Source organism: Acidobacteriota bacterium (genome assembly GCA_016196035.1).
Taxonomy (GTDB): domain Bacteria; phylum Acidobacteriota; class Blastocatellia; order RBC074; family RBC074; genus JACPYM01.
The window spans coordinates 17913-27008 of sequence record JACPYM010000126.1 but is presented as its reverse complement, the minus strand read 5'-3'; the positions used below and the strand labels follow the sequence as shown (position 1 = coordinate 27008).

The following is a 9096-nucleotide window of genomic DNA, read 5'->3' as shown; positions in this document are numbered from 1 at the left end:
TACCCCGATCTGCTGTCAGCGCAGCTTCACCTGAGGCGATTCATTGACGACGTCTACCATACCAAGCGCATTCATTCCTCGCTAGGCTATCTGACGCCGGCAGAGTTCGCTGCCCAATGACAGAAGCCCTCATAGTCGTCTACACTTTCAAACAACAATTCCGTGTCCAGGTTTACGGGACCATTACACATCGTGCCTCCTTCGTATTGCTGAAAAGGTATGAGCCAGAGCTACGTCCGTTGGTCTTCTCTGGCGATGACGGAAAATTATATTGTTATCAGTGGACGACCAGAAAAAACGACTTTGAGAATGAGACAGGGCGAATTCTACGAAGATTTGAACAGTTTTCCCAAAGCGTCTTTATTGAACAGATCGAGCCATTTATTTGTGATCGCTGCGAGTCACGGATTGCCTGCCCATATTGGATAAACGCCTTAGCCTGATCACCTAACAATCCAGGCTGGTAACCGCTCATCTCGAACTCAAAAATGTGGTAGAAGCTAAATCAGCAAAGAAGGCATTGACTCAAAAGTAAGGCCGACCATATACCTAATTTGGTGGGCTCACTTGCATCGCTTTATGTGAACCGATGACAAGCTGATTGTTCTATTACCTCATTTTTTGTAGGGACCTTGCTGTGACAATGACAGCGAGATTAAGATAGGTTTTGTCAAAAGTGACAATTTGGGACTATTTAGGAAGCAGAGGGAAAAGTGCAACATTTGAAATGAGTGTTGCACTGAGTATTGCACAATAACAAAACAAGCGTCATTAAGACGCTTGTAAGTGATTGATTCTAAAAGTCGGGACGCCCGGATTTGAACCGGGGGCCTCTTGCACCCCAAGCAAGCGCGCTACCAGGCTGCGCCACGTCCCGTAAAGTTTTCAATGCTTGTTTGAAGCACAGCTAATCTAACACATTGCGATTGAGGGTTGTCAACATATCCTCCAGCATTAGTCGTAACCGTTGCAAGGTATCTCGCGACACCGGACGGTTGGCTGACAGCGACGCAGGCATGTGATTGGCGAAATCATCGTGGTAGGGGGGGGATTCAACGTTCGGTTGAAGGTGCGACGTGGTGGGTGGGACGACTTTGAAGCGAGCCGTGGTGCTGCGGCCTTCGCCCACCAGCTTACGTTTGGCGCCGGCAATCGTGAAGCCTTCGCCGTAGAGCAGTTCTTTGATGCGGAGGGCCATTTCGACATCTTTGCGCCGATAGGTGCGCTGGCCGGCACGATTCTTTTGCGGGGCCAGCGAAGGGAATTCGGACTCCCAATAGCGCAATACATGCGCTTGCACGCCCACGAGGTCGCAAACTTCGCCGATTTTGAAGTACAGCTTGTCGGGGATGTCAGAGGGGACAGTTTGTGTGTTCATAACCGTAACTATTGTCTGCGGCGTCGAAACCAAGGTTGAACATTGAGTCCGCCGCCTGCGCTAAATCCTGGTAAAGCGTTCATGTTAGGGAAGCTAACCGGGCGCGATGTTACGGGGCCAACTCGTTTGTGTCAACGCTCCATTGCGGGAAGCGGGGCAGCGCGCAATCTGGCGCAGCCACAAGTGAATACTGCTAGCTGTGAATGAACGGAAGGGATAGGCGCAGAAAGACTAACCGCAGTCAGCACAGGCAAAATTTTCCGCGCTGACTGCGTTCCCAAGGATGCGCGCTGCGTCAGGCCAGCGTCACTGTTTGCCGCTCGGCCCGGTCGGGGTCATTCCGGACTTCGCATTTGTTATCGAAGATCATCGTCGCGCCTTTGTCGGCGGAATAGCCCGGCCAATTCGGCAGCCCGGCATGATTCGGATTCCCTTTCCGAGCAAAAGCCAGCCAGGCTTCACTGACTTTGGCGGCGAGACTGCGGGCGTCAGCGCCGCCACCCGTCATGTTTACGCAACGGTCAATGTTGTCGAAACAGAAGGCCAGCTCCGAACAATGGAACGCGCGCGGACGCCCGTCCAGCAGGGGCGTTTGCCAAGTGAACAGATATAGGAACGCGGGCGCTGTGCCTTGCGCGGCTTTCAATTCGGCTTGCATGACGGCGTTGTGGCGCGTTGGCACGGTCGAAATGAACGAGAAGATGTCGAAGGGCCTGGCCTTCGGATTGGCGCGGCGATAGACGGCGATGATTTGGTTGGCGCGGTCGCCATACATCGCCGTTACGCGTTCGACCAGTTCGGCTTCGGTCAGCGCGTCCACATTGGGATTGTTGATGCCGCCGGTGAATTCGTTGAGCGTCGAACCGATCAGCATCGGCACGTTGGCCGAAAGCGCCGGGGCCGCCGGATCAAAGGGATGCGCCGGCAGAAGCTTGCTGTCTACGGTGGGCGCCCAGCCTGCGCGGTCGGCGCGCTTTTGAAAGATGCGGAAGCCTGCGCCCGGCCCGCCGGATTGCAGCTTGCGCAAGCCCGCCGCGCCCGCCGCAATAATCGTTTGCACGGGCAGCGTGTGCAGTTGCTGTAGGTTGCTGCTGTTCAAGCCCAATTCGGCCAACGTCGCGGCGGCCAGCTTCGCGGTGCTTTCCGGCGAAGCCATACGCAAACCTGAACCGCTTTGCACGATGGCTTTATGAAAGAGGCCTTTGGCAGCGGGCATTGCCAGCAGGGCGCTCACTTTGCCGCCGCCGCCCGATTGCCCAAAGATCGTTACGTTGCCGGGGTCGCCGCCGAAATTGGCGATGTTGTCGCGCACCCATTCGAGCGCCGCAACCAAATCAAGTTGGCCCACATTCGCCGCGCTGGCATAAGCCGCGCCGCCAACTTCGGCCAGATTCAAATACCCCAGCACGCCCAAGCGGTGATTGACTGAGACGACGACGACATCGCCACGCCGCGCCAGATTCTCGCCGTCATACGAGGGCAGTTCCTGGCCCGAACCCGCTTGAAAGCCGCCGCCATGCAACCAGACCAGCACGGGCCGTTTCTTGTTGTCATTCACGCCTGGCGTCCAGACGTTGGCGCGCAAACAATCTTCACCCGGCTGGCCGTCGTCCCAACCGAACAGCCAAGCCTCTTCGTCATTGGCCCAGCCGGTGCGCGCGACTTGCGGACACGTTGGGCCATATTGTTTCGAGCTGCGCACGCCCGCCCACGGCGTAGCCTTGCCGGGCGGTTGAAAGCGCGCCTGGCCTGCGACCGAAGCCGCGTAAGGGATGCCCTTGTACGTGACGATGCCGTTGCGAATGTAGCCGCCGACTTTGCCCGCCGTCGTTTCGACGATGGCTTGCGTGGCGGAGGCAGCCACGGTAGTGGAACAGCCATTCGCTGCTGTCGCCAATGGGCTGGCTTCGGCTGCATTTGGCAGCAAGGGCGCAACGGCTGCGCTGCCTAACAGCGTGGCCGCGCCTTTCAACAAGCTGCGGCGGTTGATGCGTGTTTTCTCTTTCATGGTGGTTTCCTCGAATGTGCTTGGTTGAGCGGAGTGTAGCAACCAATCAGGTGCGACGCTTGGTGTAGGCACCCCGGTAGTGGGTCAATGAGGAGAGAGCTAAGCCGCAGATCAACGCAGGCCAACGCAGATCAATCGAATGGCTAACAGGTTTGATCCGCGGTTTTCAGCGTTCATCTGCGGCAAGACTTCTCCTCTTTGAGCCACCACCGGCGCTCCTGATCGGTTGCGTTACTGGGTCAGTGGTTTGTGATTAACGAAAAAGTTGCGGCGTAAATTCAACCAAATAGTTGCGCCAGTTGAGCCAGGTATGCCCGCCTGCTGATTCCTGAAAGGTCGGACTGAAGCCTTGTTGCTTGAACAACTCGACCGTGCCTTTGGTGATGTTCATCAGGCCGTCCTCTTTGCCGGTGGCGAACCAGAACAGCTTCAGACCTTTTTTCAAATTCGCGTCCGCGAGTTTGGCCTGGTTTTGTTTGAGCCAGGCTTCGCCCGCCGGCAACAACGCTGGAATCGCCGCAACGGGTTGTTGCGGCGCCGCGCCGGGCGCATTGCGCGCGAAGGCGTTGAACAAGCCCGAACTATAAACGCCGATGTACGCGAACTTTTCCAGATGCGGCACGGCGATGCTGAGCGTTTGCCCGCCGCCCATCGAGAGGCCCGCAATCGCGCGGTTGGCGCGGTCGGTCAGCACGCGGTAGTTCTTTTCGGCATACGGCATGATGTCGGTGACGAAATCCTGCACGAATTCATCGGGCGGCAGCGGTGTGCCGGGTGCAGGCGGCGTCGCGGGGCGATTGGGCGTGCGTGTCGTATGCCCAGCGGGCATCACCACGACCATCGGTTTGGCTTTGCCCGCCGCGATCAAGTTGTCGAGGATGAAGCCGGCGCGGCCCACCGATGTCCACGAGTCATCGCAATCGCCCGCGCCGTGCAGCAGGTAAAAGATCGGATACTTGCCTTTGCCAGACTCATAGCCCGGCGGCGTGTAAACGTGCATGCGGCGAAAGCGTTTGAGCGCGGTTGAGTAATACGTCACCGCTGCCACTGCGCCGTGCGGAACTTCTTTGGTGTCGAATGACTCTGAGCCGGGCACGACGACCAGGCTCCACACATTCGTATTCGATTCGCTGACGGCGGGATTGCGCGGATCAATCACCGTGACGCCATTGACGTTGAAGTTGTACCGATACGCGCCTGCTTCAAACGGCCCGACGGTGACTTCCCAGACGCCATTCTCGCCCTTGGTCATCTCTTTGCCTCCTTGCCCCAGACCCGGCATGTCGCCGCCAGACAGGCGCACGGCAGTCGCTTGGGGCGCAAAGAGGCGATAGGTGATGCGCCGGTCGGTCTGCACTTCAGGTGAAGTGAATTGCGGCGGCGGGGTGCCCCGCTGGCCTGCTGGTTGGGCAGGCGGTTGCGCGTAACTGGCGACAAATGAGAGCGCGGTGAGAAGCACGCTGAAAACAAAGTTGGTGATGTTGGTTTTGGTGGTCATAACATTGATCCTTCAGTTGAAATTGAGCCCGCTTGTGGAACGCGGTGGCTCGCGCTACCGCCGGCGAATTAAAAGCGGCCAGCTCCGGCAGGGATTAGTCTGTCAGGGCAGGTGTTGAGAGTTCCGCCTTTAGGCGGTCTGGCGCTTTAGCGCCGCATTGACGCGCTTGCGGCGCGCTGACCGCCTAAAGGCGGAACTCTCAACACCTGCCTGCCGGAACAGCAACTCCATTCGCCAGCGGTAGCGCGAGCCGCAGCACTCCATAAGTGCGCTGCTCATTCTGGCAACGCAAAGCTATACAACACGCCACCTGCCGCCAGCGCGATGAATTGTTTGCCATCCACCGCATAACTGATCGGCGCGGATGCGATCGTGCCGCCGGTTTGAAAGCGCCAAAGTGGTTTGCCGGTTTTTGCGGCCAGCGCGATTAGATTGCCCTCGCGGCTGGCGGCAAACAGCACCTCGCCCGCCGTCGCCAGCACGCCTGCCGCCAGCGAGCCTTGCGAGACTTTGTATTCCCATTGCTGCGCGCCCGTGGTCGTATCCAACGCGCGAATGCCCGCGTAATTGTTTTCGCTCGCGGGCAGCGAACGTCCGCCCCAGTAACCTTTGCCTGGTTCATACGGCGCGTTGTCTCGCACGTAACGTTCCCCTGATTCGTTAAAGACCAGATAGAGCCAGTGCGAATTGAGATCGTAAGACGGCGCTTGCCAGTTAGTGCCGCCGACGAGGGAAGGGAAGACTACGTTGCCTTCCGGTGTCGCGCCTGAGTTCGGCAGGAATTTGGGCCGCCCATTTGCCTCGAAGCCTGCATTCCAGGTTTGACGAACGTAAGGAGTGCCCTGCAACAGCTTGCCGTTCGTGCGATCCAGCACGTACAGGAAACCGTTGCGATTGGCTTGAATCAGCAGCTTGCGCGGTTGGCCTTGCCAGACACGGTCAACCAGAATTACATCCTGATTCGCATCCCAATCGTGATCGTCGTTCGGCGTGAATTGATAATGCCATTTGCGCTGGCCCGTGTTCGGGTCGAGCGCGACGACCGAGCACGTGAACAGATTGTCGCCTTTGCGAATCTCAGCGTTCATATCCGGGCCGGGATTGCCAATCGTCCAATAGAGCGTGTCCAACTCTGGATCGTAGCTGCCGGTCAGCCAGGTCGCGCCGCCGCCGTATTTCCAACTCTCGCCCTTCCACGTCTCGTTGCCGAATTCACCCGGCCCAGGGATCGCGTTGAAACGCCACAACCGCTTGCCGGTTTTCGGATCGTAAGCATCCAGAAAGCCGCGCACGCCGTATTCGCCACCGGCCACGCCCACGATGATTTTGTCTTTGAGCGCGAGCGGCGGCGAAGTGATGCTGTAACCCTCCATCGTGGCGGCGACTTGGACTTCCCAGAGCGGCAAACCCGTGCGCGCATCGAGCGCAATCAGCGCGGCATCGAGCGTTCCGACAAAGACGCGCTGGCCCAGCACCGCGACGCCGCGATTGAAGCGGTTGCTTTCATAAGGATTGACGACCTTTTGCTTGCGCTCGTACTTCCAAATTTGCAGGCCGCTCTTGGCGTCGAGCGCGAAAACCTGGCCCGGCATGCCGCTCGTATACATCACGCCGTCAATGACCAGTGGGGTTGCTTCGAGCGTGGTATCGCCCGGCATTTGTACGGCCCAGCGCGCTTGCAACTGCGCGACGTTGGCGGTGTTGATTTGCTTGAGCGCCGAATAATGGCGGCCCTGATAATCACCCCAATAAGACAGCCAATTGTGCGGTTCCGCTGGGGCATTGCGGATGCGTTCGTAACTCAGCCCGCCCGGCATATCCGCAGCAATCGTCTTGCTGAAATCGCGTCCGTTGCAATCTTGCAGGAAGGCCACCAAGTTTTGCAGTTCGTCAGCAGATAGGCGTTGACCGTAATCCGCCGGCATCAGCGATTGCGGTTCGTAATTCACCTCGGCGATCTGCGCTTTATCCAGCCGCTGCAATTGGCCGTTCGTGTCGGTGAGCAACAACGTGTAAGTGTCTTCGTTGCGCACCAACCCGCGCAGTTGCTGACCGGCTTTGGTTTTGATGACCGCGACGCCGCGTGGCGGTTGACGGCGGCGGCCACGCGCGGGCGCGGTCGTGCTGGTGTTCGGATCCACGATCTTTTGCCGCAACTGCGCGGCACTCATACGCCCGGCATTTGAAAGATCAGGGCCGATGGTTGCGCCGCGCCCGTTGACTTCGTGGCAGGCGGCGCAATTGGCTTTACCAAAAAAGAGCTGTTCGCCCAACGCCAGATTGCCCGCCGCGCGCGGCGTTGTCAGCGCCGCTGGCACACCGCTCAGGCTGCGCAAATAGCTGACGACTTGCCAGACCTGTTCGGTGGACAGGCGTTTGAACGGCGGCATTTGCGTGCTGGCGATGCCGTTGCGAATGTTCAGAAAGATTTCGCCGTCCTTGCCGCCGTGCTTGAACACGCCGGTCGCCAAGGCGGGGCCGCGTTCGCTGCCACGCGCTTCGCCGCCGTGACAGGTTTGGCAGGCTTGTTCAAACACGCGCTGGCCCGCCGTAATGGCGGCGGCATTGCCCGCGAGCGGATTCTTTTCGTTTTGTTGCGTATGTTCCTGCGCGAATTGCACGCGGGCCAACGCGCAACCGCCGATCAGCAAAGCGATGGTGATGATGAAACGCATCCGTGCTTAAATTCCTTGTGGTTGATTGATGTGCTTTTTCTCTTACAGCAGGCAGGGATGATACCGCTGGCGAATTGAACCGCTGTTCCGGCAAGCAGGTGTTGAGAGTTCCGCCTTTAGGCGGTCAGTGCGCCGCAGGCGCGTCAATGCGGCGCTAAAGCGCCAGACCGCCTAAAGGCGGAACTCTCAACACCTGCCCTGACAGGCTTACCCCTGCGGAACTAGCCGCTTTGAATTCGCCAGCGGGATCAAGGCTACCCGCGCTCCCAGAAGAGGGCTAGCGAAACAGCTTTTGCGCGTACTCGTTCAGATACTGCCGCCAGTTGATCCAGGTATGCGCGCCGCCCGAAATTTGCATTTCGTGTTTGATGCCGCGTTTTTTCAGCAGTTCGTCCAGGTTCTTTGAACCGGCAAACGCCAGCGGGTCTTTCTCGCCACAGGCAATGGCAAAGAGTTTGATTTGCTGGTTGACCTTTGCGGCATTGGCCAGAAACGCGGCATTGCGTTGCTCGAAATCCGCCGTGACTTGCGGATTGACGCCCATGCTCCACACCGCGACGTAAGCAAATTGATCGGGGTTGGTCGCCACAGTGCGCAGCGTCTGGCCGCCGCCCATCGAAAGCCCGGCAAGCGCGCGATTGGCGCCGCCCGGCAAGACGCGATAGTTCTTTTCGACAAAGGGCACGACGTCTTTGAGCAATTCGCTGGCGAAGCGATCTTGAAAGGCTGTGTTCGCCGCTGGGTCGGGCGGCGCGCCGGGCACGACAGCCGGCAAATTGGTTGGCCGTGGCAGGCTGCCGTTGGGCATGACGACGATCATCGGCTTGGCTTTCTTGGCCGCGATCAGATTGTCGAGGATGAAGCCCGCGCGCCCGATGGTGCTCCAGCCAGAGTCTTCATCGCCGCCGCCGTGCAGCAGGTAAAAGACCGGATACTTGCCTTTGCTGCTGTCATAGCCGGGCGGGAAGTAGATGTGCAGACGGCGCTGTTCATTCAGTGTCGTGGAGTTGTACCAGACCTTGCGAAGCTCGCCGTGCGGCACGGCCTGGGTGTCTTCAAACGCCGCGCCCGCGCCGGGCACGAGAAACATGTTGTCCAGACTGGTGACGCCTTGCTTGATCATGGCGTTCTTGGGGTCGAGCGTGCGCACGCCATCCACCGTGAACGCATAGCTGTAAAAATCGGCGGGCAGCGGCCCGACGGTGATGGCCCAGACGCCTTGTTCATCACGGGCCAGTTTGCCGCCCGTGCTCAGTCCTTGCGAAATCCAATCGCCGCCGACCGTCACTTCGCTGGCCTTGGGCGCGTAAAGGCGAAAGACGACGCGGCCATCGGCCAACACTTCGGGCGATTTGAGCGTGTCGTTGGGCGTGAGTTGGCGGGGCGGTTGTTGTGCAAACGCCAGGGTGAAAGTGGTGCAGACGAACAGGAGTGCTCCTGCGATTCGTGAATTCTGGCGGCTCAGCATATCGGAATCTCCCAGCAGCTTTGAAAAAAGGCCGGACTCTTTGGCGACAAAGAATCCGGCCCTGGTGTT

General features: G+C 58.7%; 5 protein-coding genes and 1 tRNA gene. All 6 read right to left on the bottom strand.

Going from position 1 to position 9096, the window contains the following annotated elements; translation table 11 throughout:
* Nucleotides 1-803: 803 nt before the first annotated feature.
* The 6 genes from HY011_35320 to HY011_35295 all read right to left on the bottom strand — a co-directional run bounded on the left by HY011_35320 (nucleotide 804) and on the right by HY011_35295 (nucleotide 9027).
* Nucleotides 804-877 (bottom strand) — tRNA-Pro (locus tag HY011_35320).
* A gap of 30 nt (nucleotides 878-907) precedes the next feature.
* Nucleotides 908-1378 (bottom strand): MerR family transcriptional regulator, encoded by a 471-nt coding sequence (locus tag HY011_35315; GenBank protein ID MBI3428225.1) that lies wholly within the window; start codon nucleotides 1376-1378, stop codon nucleotides 908-910.
* 295 nt (nucleotides 1379-1673) lie between these two features.
* The gene (locus HY011_35310; GenBank protein ID MBI3428224.1) at nucleotides 1674-3386 is read right to left on the bottom strand and encodes a carboxylesterase/lipase family protein; all 1713 of its coding nucleotides are present in this window, start codon (nucleotides 3384-3386) and stop codon (nucleotides 1674-1676) included.
* Nucleotides 3387-3639: 253 nt separating this feature from the next.
* Nucleotides 3640-4884, bottom strand: a complete 1245-nt coding sequence (locus HY011_35305; GenBank protein ID MBI3428223.1) for an esterase — start codon at nucleotides 4882-4884, stop codon at nucleotides 3640-3642.
* A 275-nt stretch (nucleotides 4885-5159) separates the two neighbouring features.
* Nucleotides 5160-7559 (bottom strand): PQQ-dependent dehydrogenase, methanol/ethanol family, encoded by a 2400-nt coding sequence (locus HY011_35300; protein MBI3428222.1) that lies wholly within the window; start codon nucleotides 7557-7559, stop codon nucleotides 5160-5162.
* 277 nt (nucleotides 7560-7836) lie between these two features.
* Complete coding sequence (locus tag HY011_35295) at nucleotides 7837-9027, bottom strand: esterase (GenBank protein ID MBI3428221.1); 1191 nt, start codon at nucleotides 9025-9027, stop codon at nucleotides 7837-7839.
* Nucleotides 9028-9096: the final 69 nt, after the last annotated feature.

Coding starts and splice junctions, on each gene's coding strand:
- HY011_35315 (MBI3428225.1), bottom strand. CDS start 1,378: ATGAACACACAAACTGTCCCCTCTGACATCCCCGACAAGCTGTACTTC.
- HY011_35310 (MBI3428224.1), bottom strand. CDS start 3,386: ATGAAAGAGAAAACACGCATCAACCGCCGCAGCTTGTTGAAAGGCGCG.
- HY011_35305 (MBI3428223.1), bottom strand. CDS start 4,884: ATGACCACCAAAACCAACATCACCAACTTTGTTTTCAGCGTGCTTCTC.
- HY011_35300 (MBI3428222.1), bottom strand. CDS start 7,559: ATGCGTTTCATCATCACCATCGCTTTGCTGATCGGCGGTTGCGCGTTG.
- HY011_35295 (MBI3428221.1), bottom strand. CDS start 9,027: ATGCTGAGCCGCCAGAATTCACGAATCGCAGGAGCACTCCTGTTCGTC.